This is a genomic window from Bradyrhizobium sp. AZCC 1719 (assembly GCF_036924525.1).
In the GTDB taxonomy this organism is placed as follows: Bacteria; Pseudomonadota; Alphaproteobacteria; order Rhizobiales; family Xanthobacteraceae; genus Bradyrhizobium.
Window position 1 is genome coordinate 281122 of record NZ_JAZHRU010000001.1, and the last position, 16572, is coordinate 297693.

Consider the following 16572-nt stretch of genomic DNA (forward strand, 5'->3'; position numbering starts at 1 on the left):
TTGAGACTTGGCCGCACAGGTCCGCGCCACGGGCAGACCTCGCGCATTGGTCTCGGTATCAGTCAGCCCGCAGCCACGGCCTCGACTTCGAGAAGCCACGCCTCGTCGAAGATTCCAGCGATAACCACCGTCAGCGCTGTTTCCCGTCCACCAAGTACCTCGTTTCGCACGGAGCGATTGAGAATGGCGTAGCGCCGGTCGGCAAGGTAGGTACGGTGCATGACCAGATTGTCGAGGGTCATGCCGGCTGCCTTGAGCTGAGCCTCGACGTTTCGCCAGGCGAGCCTGCACTGCGCTTCAAAGCCCTCAGGCACATTGCCATCGATGCCGAGCGGGATCTGGCCACTTACAAAAAGCAGACGGGTGTGACCGCTAACCTCCAGCGCCTGGCTGTAGCCAGTCGTCGGCACGGTTACTGTTTCGGCATTGATGCGTCGGATGTGCATTAGGTTTCTCCTGTCCTCGAAACATCACCTCGTGCACTGCTGCACTCGGCACGCACAAACCATTTTTCCTGGACAGTTGAGTCAGATTTTCTAATCTGCGCGCGCCTAACGCCTATGGATGGAATCCTGGTGAGCTACAGACTGCCTCCGCTCAACGGACTGCGAGCCTTCGAGGCTGCCGGTCGTCATCTCAGCTTCAAACTGGCTGCGCAGGAGCTTTCGGTAACGCCGGGCGCTGTCAGCCAGCAGATCAAGCATCTGGAACAGATCCTGGGAGTTCCGCTGTTTCAGCGCATGCCGCGCGGCCTCACCCTCACCGGCCATGGCGAGGCCATGCTGCCCACCATCAGCGATGCCTTCGAGCGCATGTCAGCGGCTGCGGATGCTGTCGCGCGCACATTGCCGACAAAGGCGTTGCGGCTTGGTGTCTCTCCGAACTTGACGGACGACCCGCACGGCCTGTTGGCGAAACTTGCGAACGCAGGTCAGGCGCCGGACTATGTTCTGATAACCTCGACCGATGATGTCGCTAACCTGTTGAGTGGCGCGCTGGATGCGATTCTGCGTCCCGGACCGGGCCCATACCCGGGAATGCATGCGGAGGTGCTGAACCTGCACCAGGCATTCTCACCCCATGCGCAGGCCTTTCTTGTCGTTTGGCCTGGCCTCGCCAAGTGTCGGGAGTTCCTGAAAACGAGATCGCTGCTCGGCTCGCTCGGATAATCGCGCGCTACTTCAGCCGCACAACGGTCGAAGCCGGCTCGCCGCTGGAATCGTCGATATCCATCGCCGGCTTCTCCATCGCCTGGACCACCTCGATGCCGCGGTGGCTGCAGATACTGGCAAGACCCGCCGGCAACGGCGCGTCAGTCACAAAGGTCTGGATCTGGCTGAGATGGGCGATGCGCACCGGCGCGCTGCGGCGTAGTTTTGTGGAGTCCGCGACCAGCATGACGCTGCGGGCGTTGGCGATGATCGCTTGCGCGGCCTGCACTTCGCGATAGTCGAAGTCCAAGAGCGCGCCCTCCTCGTCGATCGCGGAAGCCCCGATGATGGCGTAGTCGACCTTGAACTGGCCGATCAGGCTGATCGCGGTCGAGCCGATCACCGCGCCATCAGCGCGACGCACCGCGCCGCCCGCCACGATCACCTCGATGCGCGGATGCCGATACAAGAGCATCGCGACGTTGAGGTTGTTGGTGATCACCAGCAAATCCTCATGCGAGGTCAGCGCGCTCGCGACTTCTTCCGTCGTGGTGCCGATGTTGATGAACAGCGAGCAGCCGTTCGGAATCCGCGATGCAGCGGCCACGCCGATCGCCCGCTTTTCCTCTGCCGCCACGAAGCGCCGCGCCTCATAGGCGAGGTTCTCCACGCCGGAAGCGATAATGGCGCCGCCATGGATGCGCGTCAGCGAGCGCTGGTCGCAGAGGTCGTTGAGGTCTTTTCGGATAGTCTGCGCCGAAACCTCGAACCGCTTGGCGAGGTCTTCCACCATCACCCGGCCAAAGGCGCGGGCGATGTTGAGGATTTCGGTCTGGCGATGGGATAATCCGGCCACGGCTGGCACCCTTACAATATAGACTCGGGGCACAAAGTTGCCGTTATGGTGCGGCTGATTGGGGCCGCGGTCAACGAGGGAGATCGGCCGCAAAGGCGTTTGGCAGGGCGAAACCACGAATCCTGGTTAAGGCGACCGCGCCGAAGCCAGCGAGCCGCGTCATGCGCGGCCGCTCGACAAAGCAATTTGTGGCTGCAACACTGTGATCACAACCAGAAACGAATGGAGGAAACCATGAAGATCGATCGCCGTCAGCTCGCCTTGCCTGTACTCGCACTGGGTCTCATGAGCGTGGTTCCCGCTTTTGCCGGCGCGGACGAGGATGCCATCGCGAAGAACGTCGAAGCCTTCCGTGCAGCGCAGGCGGCCGGAAATGCCGAGGGGATCGCCCCGCTCTGCGCGGAAGAACTCAGCTACAGCCACTCCAGCGGAGCTGTCGACGACAAGGCGGCGCTGCTGGCGGGCGTCAAGAATGCGAAATACAAATGGACCTCGCTTGAATACAAGAACCCCACCATCCGCGTCGTCGGCCCGGCGGCCATCGTGCGCTTCAACTTCGTCGGCGAGCAGGAGTTCACCGACGGCAAGAAGACGCCGCAGAACCTGCACATCCTGATGAACTGGCAGAAACAGGGCTCGGACTGGAAGCTGCTGTCGCGGTCGGCCACCAAGCTCTGATCGCCGGCAGACCGGCGCTGGCGGTTACGCCGCCAGCGTCATCTCGCTGACGAGACGGTAGGCCGCACGCTCGGCCTCGCGCGCGTTGCGAAATATCTGTCCTTCCAACTGGTTGAAACGGTGCGAGGCGGCGAAGAACTGATAGCCGCCGGGAGCGCGCACGATAATCCCTGCCGGCTGCGAGCCGACTTCGATGATGTAGGTGTCCGACATGGCCCAGCCTCAGATTTATTCCGGGCCTACAACGGGTTGCGCGGGCAATTGTTCCTGCTTCCGCCGTTGCGCCGCAAGGCCAACCTATGCCAAAGCTGGTCGCGGAACACGCTGGCGAATCGTTCAAATGGCTGGAGAACTGACATGATGCCGAAATTCGCGCTCTCGATGCTGGTCGCCCTTGCGGCTTGCGCACCGCTCCAGGAGGCGGCGGCGCAGGAAAGCACGCTGGGCGGCGCGCTGTTCGGCGGCGCGGCGGGCGCCATTGTCGGCGGCGCGCTCGGCGGCGGCCGCGGTGCGGCGGTTGGCGCCATCGTCGGGGCGACGACGGGTGCTGCGATCGGCGCCCAGGGCGAGCCGCGGCCCGGCGGCTATCGCTGGTATCAGGGCGGCTGCTACGTGGAGCAGCCTGACGGCTGGGTCGCAGTTTCGCCGCGTTACTGCGGCGTCCAGGCCCAATACGCCCCGCCGCCGCCCCGGTACTATGATGACACGCCGCGCTGCATGCGCTCGCAGACCTATGATCCGCGCCGCGGCACCTTCATCGGCCGTGACGGCTACGAGCGTCCCTGCCCGTAATCGCTAGGTCTTGATCACGCCGTCCGGACTGACCGGCTGCGGACGGCCGTTGTCGTCGATCGAGACGTAGGTGAAGTTGCCGTCGGTCACCAGGATCTGTTGCAACTCCTTGCGGCGCACGACCCAGGCTTCGAGATGCACCGTGATCGAGGTGCGCCCGACCCGCACCAGATTGGCGTAGACTGAAACGAGGTCGCCGACATAGACGGCCTTGCGGAAATTCATCGCCTCGATCGCGACCGTCACTGTGCGCGATTTCGCGATCTTGGAAGCGAACACGCCGCCGCCAATATCCATCTGGCTCAAGAGCCAGCCGCCGAAGATGTCGCCATTGGCGTTGGTGTCGGCCGGCATCGCCAGCGTGCGAATGCAGAGATCACCGCGGGTCTCAGTCTCGGTCGAGACCGGCACGTGCAGACGGGGTTCATTCACTTGAAGTTCTCCCAACCGGCATCCGGCGTAAATCTTCCGCCGAATTTTTCCGTAAGCGCCCGCAGCGTCGAGACCACGTTCTCAATCCCTCGGGTTCGTGCATAGTTCAGGGGACCGCCGCGGAACGGCGCATAGCCGGTGCCGAAGATGACGGCGCCGTCGACAACGTCGGCATCGTCGACGATGCCTTCGCGCAAGCAGGCGACACAGACATTCGACATCGGCAGGATCAGCCTGTCGATCATTTCCGCCGAGGGTTCCGATGTCGCGGGCAGGCCGGATGAGGTATCGGCCTTGCCGCCCTTCCAGGTGTAAAAGCCTTTGCCCGACTTACGGCCGAGTTCGCCTCTGGCAACCTTCTCACGCAGCCAGGCTGGCGTCGGCGGAAGCGCGTCACCGAACTTCGAGCGCAGCATGTCGCCGACGTCCAGACAGATATCGAGGCCAACCTGGTCGGCGAGTTCGATCGGCCCCATCGGCATGCCAAACTTTTTCGCGGCGGCGTCGATCACCGTCTTATCGATCTTCTCATCCAGCATCAGCATCGCTTCCAGCATGTAGGGAGTCAGCGCGCGGTTGACGAGGAAGCCGGGCGACGATTTTACGGGCAGCGGCAGGCGGTCGATGGCGCCGACGAAGGCGAGCGCTTCCCTCAAGAGTTGCGCGTCGGTGCCGTCATGGCTGACGACCTCGACGAGCTGCAGCCGCGACACCGGGTTGAAGAAGTGCAGCCCCAGCAGCCGCTCGGGCTTTTGCAGCGTGGTGCGCAGGTCCTGCAGCGGAATGCTCGACGTGTTGGTGGCAAGAATCGCGCCGGGCTTCATCTTCGGTTCGAGGTCGGCATAGACCTTCTGCTTCAGCTCCAGCTTTTCCGGCACCGCCTCGATGATGAGATCGGCGTTGCGGACGCCCTCGGCCTGCATGTCCGGCATCAGCCGGTCCAGCGCATCGCGCACGGCAGTCCGCTTGCGCAGGATTTTGCCGTAGAGATCGGCGGCGCGCTTGATCGCGCCTGCGATCGGCTCCGGCTTCATGTCGGCGAGCGTCACCTGCAAATCCTGTCCGGCGCACCAGGCGGCGATGTCGCCACCCATGGCGCCGGCGCCGATGACGTGAACATGCTCGATCCTGTTGCCGCTGCCGGCGAGCTTCTTCATCTGCTCGCGCAGGAAGAACACGCGGATCAGGTTCTGCGCGGTCGGCGTCACCATTAGTCTGGCGAAAGACGCTTTCTCCGCATTCAGCATCGCCCGCCGGTCGCCGCCGTGCTTTTCCCAGAGATCGATCAGCGCATAGGGCGCGGGATAATGCTCCTCGCGCGCCGCCTTGCCGGCTTCGCGGCGCATGCGCGAGGCGAGAAAGCCCTTGATCGGGCCGAGGCTGAGAACGGAATTGAGAAACGCGGGCCGCGCGCGGTTCAAGCGGCCGGACACGGCATCCTTCACGGCATTCAAGACATGCCGCTCCTGCGTCACGGCATCGACCAGCCCGAGCGATTTTGCGCGGCGGGCGTCGATGGTCTTGCCGGTCAGCATCAGCGGCATCGCCTGCATCGGATTGACGAGCTGCGTGAAGCGCACGGTGCCGCCGAGACCGGGGTGCAGGCCGAGCATCACCTCGGGGAAGCCAAACCGCGCGTCCTCGATCGCGATCCGCATCTGGCAGGCCAGCGCCACCTCTAAGCCGCCGCCCAGGCAGAAGCCGTGGATCACGGCCACGCTCGGAATCCGCAGGGCTTCGAGCCGATCGATCACCGCATGCGCGCGGCCGATCTCGGCCTCGACGGCGGCCGCATCAGAGGCGCCGCGAAACGCGTTGACGTCAGCGCCGGCGATGAAGCCGGATTTTTTGGCGGAGCGAATCACGAGACCGGTAGGCCGCGCGGTTTCCAGCTCGGACAAGATCTTGCTGAGTTCCTCGATTAGGTCAGCGGACAGCGTGTTGGCGCTGGTGCCTTCGCGATCGAACAAGAGCCAGGCGACGCCGTCGCCATCGCGGGTCAGCCTGAAATTCTTATACGGGCTCTCAGCGTCAGGCTTCGGCCCGAGTTCGAGCACGCGATCGCCGAGAACGTTCATGATCTGGCTATCCATGCTCACACCGTCTCTATCAACATCGCGCCGCCCTGCCCGCCGCCGATACATTCGGTGGCCATGCCGCGCCTGGTGCCCAATCGCTTCATGGCGTTGACCAAATGCAGCACGATGCGGTTGCCGCTGCAGCCTACGGGATGGCCGAGGCTGATCGCGCCGCCATCGACGTTCAACTTTGTCTGATCGAGCTCGCCCGCAGCGCCGTCGAGGCCGAGAATCTCCTTGCAGAATTTTTCGTCGTTCCAGGCGGCGAGACAGCCCAGCACCTGCGTCGCAAACGCCTCGTTCAATTCCCAGCTCTCGATATCCGAAAGTGTCAGCTTGTTTCGCTTGAGAAGCTCCGTCGCCGACAGCACCGGCCCCAGGCCCATGATGCCGGGATCGAGCGCCGACCACTGGCTGTCAAGGATGACCGCCTTCGGCGTCAGGCCGTGCTTGGCGACGGCCTCTTCGGAAGCCAGGATCACCCAGGACGCGCCGTCGGTGATCTGCGAGGAATTGCCGGCGGTGACCTTACCCCAGGGACGCTCGAACACCGGCTTCAGCTTTGCCAAGCTCTCCGGTGTCGAGTCCGGCCGCACGCCGTCGTCGTAATCGTAGAACTTTCCGTCGCGCGCGAACGCGGTTTCGACCTCGCCCTTGAGCCAACCTTGCGACTGCGCCTTTGCGAGTCGCTTGTGACTTTCGGCAGCATAGGTATCCGACTGCGCGCGGGTGATGCCGAAGAGATGGCCGACCACCTCGGCGGTCTGACCCATATTGAGTTCGGTGATGGGATCGGTCAGGCCGCGCTCAAGCCCGATGATCGGCTTGAAATAGCCGGGCTTCACTTTCAGCGCCGCCATGACTTTCGCGCCGATGCCTTTTGCCCCTGCAAGCCCTGCGAACCAGCGCACGCCCTGTTGCGGCCAGACCAGCGGGGCATGGCTTAGCGCTTCGGCGCCGCCTGCCAGGATCAGGTCGGAGACGCCCTCGCGGATGTAACGATAGCCCGTGTCGATCGACTGCATGCCGGAGCCGCAATTGATCTGCACCGTGAAGGCGACCATCTTCTCGCCCATGCCGAGCCGCAGCGCGGCGACACGGGCCGGATTCATCTCGTCGGCGATGACGTTGACGCAGCCGAGGATGACTTGATCAAAGGCGGTCGGTGCGAATGGCTGCCGCGCCAGAAGCGGCCGGCCGCATTGCACGGCGAGATCGACCGGCGTGAAGGGTCCGGGGCCGGAGCGCGCTTTCAAGAACGGCGTCCGGCTGCCGTCGACGATAAAGACCGGTCGCGCCATCAGCTTGCCGCCCTCTGTTCACCCAGTTCCTGGAAGAACTGATGCACGTCGGCCCCCTTGCTGTAAATCGGCGACAACGCCTCGGGCGCGAAATCGTCGACCTCGATCACCTTGGCAACGGCTTCATGTGCAGCCTGCAGCTTCTCGCCCTGGGCCTGAGTGATGACACCCTTTTTCACCGCCTCTTTCCAGTCATGCAGCCGCGCGGCGCGCATCTGCTTTGCGACGTCGTCCGCAGCCGTCACCAGCCGGAACGCCTTCTCCAGCCGGGCGATGCCGCCGTCATCATCGACGGCTGACAGATCGGAGGTGAGCCGGTCACGCGCGGCCGATGGCTCCAGCACGAGCTGCGCGCATTGGTGCACGATGCGGTCGGAGGGGCCGAGCACGCGCGCACCGAACGGCTGGATCAGGAATTTCAGGATCACCGCCACGAACCGGTTCGGCAGGTTGGCGAGGATTTCGGCAAAGCGGTTCTCGATGGTGCGAAAGCCCGTCGCCATGCACCATTCAAGCGCTGCGAAATCGGCTTGCTGCCGTCCCTCGTCCTGCCAGCGTTTCAGCGCGGCGGACAGCAGATAGAGTTCGGACAGAATGTCGCCGAACCGGGCCGAGAGCATTTCCTTGCGTTTGAGCGCGCCGCCAAGCGTCAACAGCGCCATGTCGGCGCACAGCGCGAACGCCGACGAGTAGCGGGAGAGCTGGCGGTAGAACCGCGTCGCCTCGCCGGCATCGGGCGCTGGCGCAAACAGGCCGAAGGTCCAGCACCTGGCCCAGGCACGGAACATGGTCTTGAAGCTGTGGCCGACATGACTCCAGAATGCCTTGTCGAAGGCTTCCAAGCCCTTAGGCCGGTCGGCTTCACCCAACGCATTCATTTCGTCGAGCAGGAATGGATGAGCGCGGATCGCACCTTGCCCGAACACGATGAGATTTCGCGTGAGGATATTGGCGCCTTCAACGGTGATGCCAACCGGCACCGCGCGATAGAGGCTGCCCATGTAGTTCTGCGGTCCGTCGATCACGGCCTTGCCGCCATGGATATCCATGGCGTCGTCGATCACGGTACGCATCCGATCGGTGGCGTGCAGCTTCATGATGCCGGAGATGACGGCGGGATGATGCCCCTGGTTCAGCGCCGCGCAGGTCAGCCGCCGCGCGGCATCGAGCAGATAGGCGGTGCCGGCGATGCGCGCGAGCGGCTCCTCGATGCCTTCGAACTTGCCGATGGAGATGCCGAACTGTTCGCGGATGCGGGCATAGGCGCCGGTGGTGCGTGCCGCATACGCCGCCCCCGCGGCCGACAGCGACGGCAGCGAGATGCCGCGGCCGGCAGCCAGCGCGGTCATCAGCATCTTCCAGCCCTGCCCGAGCCGCTCTTGCCCGCCGATGATGTAATCCATCGGGATGAAGACATCGCGACCCCAGTTCGGACCGTTCTGGAACATCTGCATCGCCGGCAGATGGCGGCGGCCGATCTCGACGCCGGGCAGATGGGTCGGGATCAGGGCGACGGTAATGCCGAGCTCTTCCTGCTGGCCCACGAGATGATCGGGATCATAGGCCTTGAACGCGAGGCCGAGCAGCGTCGCGACGGGACCGAGCGTGATGTATCGCTTGTGCCAGTTCAGGCGCAGGCCGAGCACTTCCTTGCCTTCGAAGTTGCCCTTGCAGATGATCCCAGTGTCGATCATCGAGGCCGCGTCCGAGCCGGCCTCCGGGCTGGTCAGGCCGAAGCAAGGAATGTCGGTGCCTTCGGCGAGCCGCGGCAGCCATCTATCCTGCTGCTCCTTGGTACCGAAGCGCATCAACAACTCGCCGGGGCCGAGCGAATTCGGCACCATCACGGTGACGGCCGCGGTCAGCGAGCGCGACGAAAGCTTTCGCACCACTTCCGAATGCGCATAGGGCGAAAAGCCGAGCCCACCAAACTCCTTCGGAATGATCATGCCGAAGAACTTGTGGCGCTTGATGAAGGACCATACCTCCGGCGGAAGATCGCGCCATTCCCAATTGATCTTCCACTCGTCGAGCATGGCGCAAAGTTCGTCGACGGGACCGTTGAGAAAGGCCTTTTCTTCTTCGGTCAGCGTCGCCGGCGCGACAGCCAGAAATTTCGACCAGTCGGGATTGCCGGTGAAGAGATCGGCATCCCACCAGACGTCGCCCGCCTCCAGCGCCTCACGCTCGGTATCGGACATCGCGGGCATAGCTCTGCGCGCGAAGGCGAAGATCGGTTTGCTGATGAAATCGCGGCGGAAGCTCATGGCGACCTCCTCATGATCAAGGCGCGACGTCTCGCCTCACCTATACCAAACATGGGTTCATCCTAGCTGAAAAGCACGGGTTTCGGAGACGCTTCGCATCGGGAAATGAAGCGAAACTGAACTTGGAGATAACGGCGGAGGCCCGGGCCCGTTCCCAAAATGCCTGCATTGTCCAGCGCTTAGAGACCGGCAACGTTGCCGGACGGATGCCGCTCCGGAGTGCCCACCGGTCTCAACCGCGAGCATACCGGTGTTATGAATCACGCTTGTTGCGGCGTCGCTCATTGGGGACGAACACGGCAAATACTTCCCTGACGCGAACGGCAGGCGTGACATCGCGGGTAAAGCGAAGCTCCGCGGTCGCTCGGGTTTCTGCCACACGAGGCGCGTAAAGCGCGCTCCCGTACAGCGATCCATCGAAGCGCAAATTGCTTTCGTCGTCAGTGAGGTAAGCGTTCGAAACAAACAGGAATACGAGCAGTGTCGATCCCACGACGGCAAAATATTTGAATATGGGCATTGGTGGACGGGCCTCCCTTCTTGCGAAGAAGGGTGGACCGTTCGCAATAAACGCTCAGTTTAAGCGTGCCCAACTTTCGCCGGAGCGGTTGGTTGGCGGTTGCGAATTTGTAGCTAATTTTAATGAATCGCCTTCTTCGTCATTCCGGGCTCGCGAAGCGAGAGCCCGGAATCCATCCCGACGCGGGTAATGCGGCCCAATGGATTCCGGGTCTGCGCCCATGCGGGCGCATCCCGGAATGACCGAGCGGCGAGGCAAACCCAAGCTAGCCCGGTCCGGCACCCTGCGTTGCCGTGTACACGGCGTAGAGCGACTGGCTCGCGGCCATGAACAGGCGGTTGCGCTTGGGGCCGCCGAAGCAGATGTTGCCGCACACTTCGGGCAAACGGATGCGGCCGATCAGCTTGCCCTCCGGGGACCATACCGTCACGCCGCTGTAGCCGACGGCGCGGCCGGCATTGCTGGAGCACCAGACATTGCCGTTGACGTCGCAGCGCACGCCGTCCGGTCCGCACTTCACGCCATCGACCATGAAATCGCTGAACCGCTTGTGGTTGGTCAGCTTGTTGTCGGTGCCGACGTCGAACACGAACATGTCGCCCTTGCCGCCCGGACCGGTGTCGCCCGGCCCCTTGCCGGTAGAGGCGACATACAGCTTTTTGTAGTCGGGCGAGAAGCAGAGGCCGTTGGGATCGGGCACCTGTTCCTCGGTCACGACGAGGTCGACGCGGCCGGACGGATCGATGCGATAGCAGTTGGTCGGCAGTTCGCGCTTGCCCGGCACGAAGCCTGCCGGCTGGCCGATCCGCGGATTGAGCTTGCCGGCAGAATTGCTCGGCCCACCCGCGACGTCAGGCTCACCCTCATAGAGCATGCCACCATAGGGCGGATCGGTGAACCAGTAGCTGCCGTCCGGATGCGCGACGACATCGTTCGGCGAGTTCAGCTTCTTGCCGTTATAGGAATCAGCCAGCACGGTTGCGGTGCCGTCATGCTCATAGCGCACGACGCGCCGGGCGAGATGCTCGCAGGAAAGCTGTCGTCCCTGGAAATCGAACGAGTTGCCGTTACTGTTGTTGGACGGCGCACGGAAGACGCTGACATGACCGTCATCCTCCGACCATCGCATCTGCCTGTTATTGGGAATGTCGCTCCACAGGAGATAGCGCCCCTGCGCGCTCCAGGCGGGGCCTTCGGCCCACAACAGGCCAGTGTAGAGGCGCTTGATCGCCGTATTGGGTTGGGCGAGATTGTTGAAGGATGGATCGACGGCGATGATGTCGGGGTCCCAGAAATAGGTGGTGGGGGCACCGCGCGGACTGAAATCGCGCGGCGGGCTGGTGACTGTTGACGGGGGCGCCACAGGACCGGTCTGGGCCAATGCGCTGCCGGCCCCCGCGACGGTAGCACCAGCGCATACCGCCAAACCCTGGACAAGCGTTCGTCGTGAAATCGCGACTTCTGGATCATGCTGTGGTGAATCGCGCCGCTCCTGGCGTGTCATCGCATCCTCCCAATCTGTTCGCCGGCCGTTGATCCGGCCTGGCAACTTGAGGTTAGTCCGGTCCGTGCCCGGTTGCGAGAGCTGCTTTTGATTTCAGCCCCGGTTCAAGCTTGCAGCCGATAATGGCATCAACTCGTCCAATGCATGTCTGTCAGGAGGCTCCGCCCATCATCGCGCTTGGGGGCAATTGCCCACGTGGCGACAAGGTGCGCAACATGCTAGTCATTCGAGAGTTGGTCGAATTCTCCGGCAAATCAGTCGGTCCGCAGGGCGCAAATCAAAATGAAGACGCCGACCCGGCAGATATTGCATTGCACCGCTGGATCTCGCGGCAAGCGACTTTTTGCTGCGGCCTTGTCATTGGCAATCTGGACGGACATGGCAGCAGCCAACCAAGCGGCCAAAGTCCCCGCGCCATCGCCGAGCAAGCTCGAACCTATCACCGAATTTTTCAACAACGAAGTTGCAACGGGGCGGTTGCCGGGCGCCGTCGTATTGATTCAGCAACACGGCAGGCCGGTCTATCTGAAATGTTTCGGCGTTCAGGACGTCGAGACCAAGGCTCCGATGACATCAGATACGATCTTTGCGCTTCATTCGATGACGAAGCCGATCACCAGTGTCGCGGCGATGATGCTGATCGATGCAGGCAAGCTCTCGCCCGCCGATCCCGCGTCCAAATTCATTCCGGGGTTTGCTGACGCGAAGGTACTTGTCGATTCTGACATTCTTGACGGCAAGAACGTTCTAACGCTTGTCCCGGCAGATCGGCCGGTGACCATTATGGATCTACTACGCCATACGTCGGGCATCACGTACGATTACATCGGCGGCAAGCTGATCATGAAGGCCTATTCGGAATCGGGCCTTTTCGATGGGCGTTACACCAACAAGGTGTTTGCCGATCGCATCGCCAGATTGCCCCTGGCACGACAACCCGGAACGCTTTGGCGTTACGGACATTCAACCGACGTCCTCGGACGCATCATCGAGATCGTATCCGGGCAGACACTCTATCAGTTTGAAAAGCGGCATATCTTCGATCCGCTCGGCATGACCAGCACGAAATTCGTGCTGGAAAGTGCCGACGAACGCGCGCGGATGGCGGAGCCGCTGCCAAGCGATACCATCCTGAAACTTTCGGAGGCTGAACGCCGTGCCCATCCGGAATGGGAATCCGGCGGCGGCGGGTTGCTCTCGACGCTGAACGACTATGCCCGTTTTGCCCAGATGATCCTCAACGGCGGGCAACTCGATGGCAAACGGTACCTCAGCCCGGCCGCATTCAAGTCGATGACGTCAGACCATATCGGGCCTGGCTCCGGCGTCGCGCGGGATTATTACTACTTTCCAGGAGATGGCTTTGGCTACGGCTATGGCTTTGCCGTACGCACCGATCCGGGAAATGCCAAGCCGCCGCCGCCAGGTTCGATCGGCGAACTCAAATGGGATAGCGGCAGCGGTACCTATTTCGGTGTCGACCCGAAGCTGGACATGATCTACATCCTGCTGGAGCAGACCCAGAACGAACGTGGACGCATCACACCCGCGTTCAGAAAACTGGTTTACGACGCGTTTGCCACGGACGAATGATCCGGTGGCAGCCGCGCTACGTCAAACCTTCATCGGGAATATTCAACACCGTACCGCAGGCCTTGCAGTGAACCGCATCGCTGTCATGGCGCTGTAATCCGCAGGTGGGACAAGCAAACCGCACCTTGTTGGGCGAGAGCAGCGCGCGGGCAAGATTGAAAAACAGGGTGACTCCGAAAATCATGATGACGACCGAGATCATGCGGCCGACAGTCCCGTGCAGGGTGATGTCGCCAAAGCCGGTCGTCGTGAGCGCGGTGACGGTGAAATAGAGCGCGTCGGCATAATTCGATATCTGAGGGTTACGGAATTTTTGGGTCTCATAGACGATCGCAGTCATCACGAAGATGAAGACCGCCAGATTGGTCACCGCGAAGATCACTTCCTCGTTGCGCCGGAAGAATGAACTATCCTGGCGCAGCCGCACCAGCATCTGGTAGTCGCGCAGCAGCCGCAGCGTTCGCAGTATCCGCAGAAAACCACCGGCCTCTCCGGCCAGCGGCGCCAGGAATGAAATGATCGCGACGACATCCGTCCATGTCGAGAAGCGCGTGAACTCCAGCATTCGATGCCGGCTGACGAGCAGCCGCGCGGAAAAATCCACCAGGATCACGATGCCGAACAGGACATCGAGTATTTCAGTGATATTGTTGGAGGGGAAAAACGACGTCGCGATGATGAACAGGACGGTTACGGTATCGAACGTCAGTAGTGCGTAGCGAAAACGGACGCCTTCCGGCGTTGCACCCACGTAGAGCTGTCGGACATCGTTCTGGAACGAGGCAAATGACATGGCGCATATTCACCGCTCACATGCGTCATTGCAAATGATGTTGGTGGCGACCATGAAAAACTGCGTGCCAGCCCTCCTCCCACCAGACGTCACTTCCTGTTGGCCGCCTCGCGCTCGATGAAAGCAATCTCTACGCCTTTCTTCAGCAGCTTGGCCAGCTTGTCTGCATCCCAGTTGGTGAGACGAACGCAGCCGTGCGATTCCGCCTTGCTTATTTTCGACGGATTTGCCGTGCCGTGAATGCCGTAGCCTTCCGCGGAAAGTCCGATCCACTGCGTTCCGACGGGATTGTTCGGCCCGGGCTTGATCGTGAAGGCGCGCCTGGATCTGACTTCCTTGAACTTATAATCCGGGTTGTAGCGGTAGTACGGGCGGGCATCGATCGAGATCACCTTGAGCACGCCGCTCGGGGTCGGCTTTTCCTCGCTTCCGACGGTTGCGGGAAAGAAGGCGATCAGGTCGGAATTCGCGAACGCCTTGACGGTCTGGGAGCTCTTGTCGACCTCGACACGGGTTGCAATTGGTTTCGTCTCTTTCGCCATCACATTGATTACCGAGATCGTTTGGTCGGCCTGGTCGAATTTCTTGCCGGGGTTGAGGGCCGCGAGCAGTGCCTCGCTCATGTGAAATTTTTCGGCGATGGCCTCGCGCGGGCTGGTGTAATTGAGCGCCTTCAGCCCTTTCATGTTTTCCATCCTGGCGGGCAGCTTCTTTAGGAACGGCCCCTTCACGTCTGCCGCTGCGATCTTGTAGTCGACGACGATGGCATCCGCGCTGGTCGCGATCAAAGCGCGCCAGACCTCCGGGGTCAGTGGCTGCTTGTTGACGATGAGGCCTTTGGCTTCGGCGAACGCCCGCAAGGCTTTCTGGGCGTTCTCGCCGAGCTTGCCGTCGATCTCGCCCGGCGAAAAATTAGCGCGGTCGAGCAGCACCTGGGCCTTGACGACAATGGGATCGATCTTGTCGTTGGCCGGCGGCTTGCCCCTGAACTCCGCGTTGTTGACCGCCGCCGCATCGGGGCCCGCGAAGGCTGGGTGGACAAAGCAGGCGAGCAGGATCAGCCCGGCAAACAAGCGGATCATCGGCAATCTCCGAAATACAGACGATAAGCATTTCGGCGCGTCAGAGTTCCGTGTTGCCGAGGGGGCGCGCATCCGCGCGACCTATAGGCTGCTGCATCCGGACATTCGCTTAATCAGGCCGGATCATCTCGAACATGTTTTCCGGCTTGATCTCGAAATAGTCGCCGCGGCGGCCGGCGCGGACGATCGGATGGGCAAGCCCGGTCTGGTAGACGCCGTCCTTGATAAAAGCCTTGTCGATATGGACGGCAACGACTTCGCCCAGCGTCAGCCAAGCCTGCGCCTTTTCGCCGTCCTTGCCCTGCAACTGGATGATCTGCGTCAGCTTGCATTCGAAGGCAACAGGGCTTTCCGCCACCCGGGGCACGTTGACGAGCTTGCAAGACGCGGCCGTAAGGCCTGCGAGCTTGAACTCATCGACTTCAGGGGCAACGTGGGCCGCCGTCGCGTTCATCTGCTTCGCCAGATCCATCGTGGCGAGATTCCAGACGAACTCCCCGGTCTCCTGGATATTACCCGCGCTGTCTTTCCAGTTGGTGGAGGAAAAGCCAATGATCGGCGGGTGATAGCAGAAGGCGTTGAAGAAGCTGTAAGGCGCCAGATTGATGTTGCCCTTGCCATCGCGCGAGGAAATCCACCCGATCGGGCGCGGCGCGATGATGGCGTTGAAGGGGTCGTGCTTGAGGCCGTGGCCGTTCTTCGGCTCGTAGAAATGCAGGTCTTTTGGGCTCTTGGCGTCCATTCCGGCTCTTCCTTTTCCGTCATTGCGACGACTTGTCCGCCGAAGCTCAACGAACGAAGGCGGAAGCAATCCATGTCACGGCACGCGGCGCGATGGATTGCTTCCGCCTTCGCTAAAGCTACGGCGGACAAGTCGCTTCGCTCGCAATGACGGTGGAGTCAAGTGGCGAAGAGCTCAATTCGCCTTGGCGCGTGGCGAGAGGCCGGCAATGACGAAATCGATCATTTCGTCGATCGTCGGGCCGGGCTTGGTGGCGCATTGCGCGATCATCTGCGGGTGGAAGAACCGCATCATCGCGGTGCAGGCGCACAGCGAGGCGAGCTGCAAATCGACAACCTCGAACTCGCCGGAGGCGGCGCCCTGCCCGATCACCTGGCCGATGGTCCGGGCAACCATCTCCATATGAGCGACGCAGACGCCCCAGTCCTCCTGCATCGCGATCTCGACCATCTCATGCAGCTTGGAATCGCCGACATAGCGCTCGGTGTTCATGCGATTGATGGTCTTGATCATCTGGCGGAGGCGGACCGACGCCGGCCCGGCCGCCTGCGCGATCCGTTGCGCCTCGACCTCGACCTCGCCCATCAGGGTCCGCGCCACGCCTTCGTGGATCGCCTTCTTCGAATCGAAGAAGCGATAGACGTTGGCGGGGCTCATCCGCAATTCCTTGGCGATGTCGGCGACCGTCGTCTTCTGGTAGCCGATCTGCCTGAACAGACGCTCCGCCACCACGAGGATCTTCTCGCGGGTGTCAGTCTCGATGTGTTCCGAAATCAGCGTCAT

Annotated in this window: 16 protein-coding genes and 1 pseudogene; 4 read left to right on the forward strand and 13 right to left on the reverse strand. The window is 62.0% G+C overall.

All coding sequences use genetic code 11. The features are described 5' to 3' along the window. Positions 1 to 62: 62 nt before the first annotated feature. Positions 63 to 446, reverse strand: coding sequence for a RidA family protein (locus V1292_RS01370; RefSeq protein ID WP_334369970.1), 384 nt, complete (start codon positions 444 to 446; stop codon positions 63 to 65). 129 nt (positions 447 to 575) lie between these two features. Between V1292_RS01370 and V1292_RS01375 the strand changes: the two genes are divergently transcribed. Further along, a complete protein-coding gene (locus V1292_RS01375; protein ID WP_334369971.1) occupies positions 576 to 1169 on the forward strand; it encodes a LysR family transcriptional regulator in 594 nt (197 codons plus the stop codon). 7 nt (positions 1170 to 1176) lie between these two features. Here V1292_RS01375 and V1292_RS01380 read toward each other — a convergent pair whose 3' ends face one another. Then, entirely contained in the window at positions 1177 to 2007 is an 831-nt protein-coding gene (locus V1292_RS01380; protein WP_334369972.1) for a DeoR/GlpR family DNA-binding transcription regulator, read from the reverse strand. Positions 2008 to 2241: 234 nt separating this feature from the next. On the opposite strand from V1292_RS01380, the gene V1292_RS01385 reads away from it, so the two are divergent. Beyond that, positions 2242 to 2685: a nuclear transport factor 2 family protein gene (locus V1292_RS01385; RefSeq protein ID WP_334369973.1), complete on the forward strand. Its 444-nt coding sequence runs from the start codon at positions 2242 to 2244 to the stop codon at positions 2683 to 2685. A 24-nt stretch (positions 2686 to 2709) separates the two neighbouring features. On the opposite strand, the gene V1292_RS01390 is transcribed toward V1292_RS01385, so the two are convergent. Continuing rightward, positions 2710 to 2898 (reverse strand): hypothetical protein, encoded by a 189-nt coding sequence (locus V1292_RS01390; protein ID WP_334369974.1) that lies wholly within the window; start codon positions 2896 to 2898, stop codon positions 2710 to 2712. A gap of 144 nt (positions 2899 to 3042) precedes the next feature. Between V1292_RS01390 and V1292_RS01395 the strand changes: the two are divergent. Beyond that, positions 3043 to 3342: pseudogene (locus V1292_RS01395) on the forward strand (glycine zipper domain-containing protein); the annotation flags it as partial. Between the two features lie 138 nt (positions 3343 to 3480). On the opposite strand, the gene V1292_RS01400 reads toward V1292_RS01395, so the two are convergent. The 6 genes from V1292_RS01400 to V1292_RS01425 all read right to left on the reverse strand — a co-directional run bounded on the left by V1292_RS01400 (position 3481) and on the right by V1292_RS01425 (position 11579). After that, positions 3481 to 3831, reverse strand: a complete 351-nt coding sequence (locus tag V1292_RS01400; protein ID WP_141686447.1) for an acyl-CoA thioesterase — start codon at positions 3829 to 3831, stop codon at positions 3481 to 3483. Positions 3832 to 3905: 74 nt separating this feature from the next. Further along, positions 3906 to 6002 (reverse strand): 3-hydroxyacyl-CoA dehydrogenase NAD-binding domain-containing protein, encoded by a 2097-nt coding sequence (locus V1292_RS01405; RefSeq protein ID WP_334369975.1) that lies wholly within the window; start codon positions 6000 to 6002, stop codon positions 3906 to 3908. Between the two features lie 2 nt (positions 6003 to 6004). Further along, entirely contained in the window at positions 6005 to 7288 is a 1284-nt protein-coding gene (locus tag V1292_RS01410; RefSeq protein WP_334369976.1) for an acetyl-CoA C-acetyltransferase, read from the reverse strand. Further along, a complete protein-coding gene (locus V1292_RS01415) occupies positions 7288 to 9555 on the reverse strand; it encodes an acyl-CoA dehydrogenase (protein ID WP_334369977.1) in 2268 nt (755 codons plus the stop codon). Before V1292_RS01415 ends, V1292_RS01410 begins: the two co-directional genes overlap by 1 nt. Before the next feature lie 253 nt (positions 9556 to 9808). After that, the gene (locus V1292_RS01420) at positions 9809 to 10075 is read right to left on the reverse strand and encodes a hypothetical protein (protein ID WP_334369978.1); all 267 of its coding nucleotides are present in this window, start codon (positions 10073 to 10075) and stop codon (positions 9809 to 9811) included. Positions 10076 to 10340: 265 nt separating this feature from the next. After that, positions 10341 to 11579, reverse strand: coding sequence for an SMP-30/gluconolactonase/LRE family protein (locus V1292_RS01425; protein ID WP_334369979.1), 1239 nt, complete (start codon positions 11577 to 11579; stop codon positions 10341 to 10343). 378 nt (positions 11580 to 11957) lie between these two features. Here V1292_RS01425 and V1292_RS01430 point away from each other — a divergent pair, with 378 nt between their 5' ends. Beyond that, positions 11958 to 13172, forward strand: coding sequence for a serine hydrolase domain-containing protein (locus V1292_RS01430; protein ID WP_334376908.1), 1215 nt, complete (start codon positions 11958 to 11960; stop codon positions 13170 to 13172). Positions 13173 to 13188: 16 nt separating this feature from the next. Here the strand turns inward: V1292_RS01430 and V1292_RS01435 are convergent, their stop codons facing one another. From V1292_RS01435 to V1292_RS01450, 4 genes are all read right to left on the reverse strand, one after another. After that, positions 13189 to 13965: a potassium channel family protein gene (locus V1292_RS01435; RefSeq protein WP_334369980.1), complete on the reverse strand. Its 777-nt coding sequence runs from the start codon at positions 13963 to 13965 to the stop codon at positions 13189 to 13191. 89 nt (positions 13966 to 14054) lie between these two features. Next, complete coding sequence (locus V1292_RS01440; RefSeq protein ID WP_334369981.1) at positions 14055 to 15047, reverse strand: L,D-transpeptidase family protein; 993 nt, start codon at positions 15045 to 15047, stop codon at positions 14055 to 14057. A gap of 109 nt (positions 15048 to 15156) precedes the next feature. Further along, positions 15157 to 15789, reverse strand: coding sequence for a flavin reductase family protein (locus tag V1292_RS01445; protein ID WP_334369982.1), 633 nt, complete (start codon positions 15787 to 15789; stop codon positions 15157 to 15159). Positions 15790 to 15963: 174 nt separating this feature from the next. Beyond that, entirely contained in the window at positions 15964 to 16572 is a 609-nt protein-coding gene (locus tag V1292_RS01450) for a TetR/AcrR family transcriptional regulator (RefSeq protein ID WP_334369983.1), read from the reverse strand.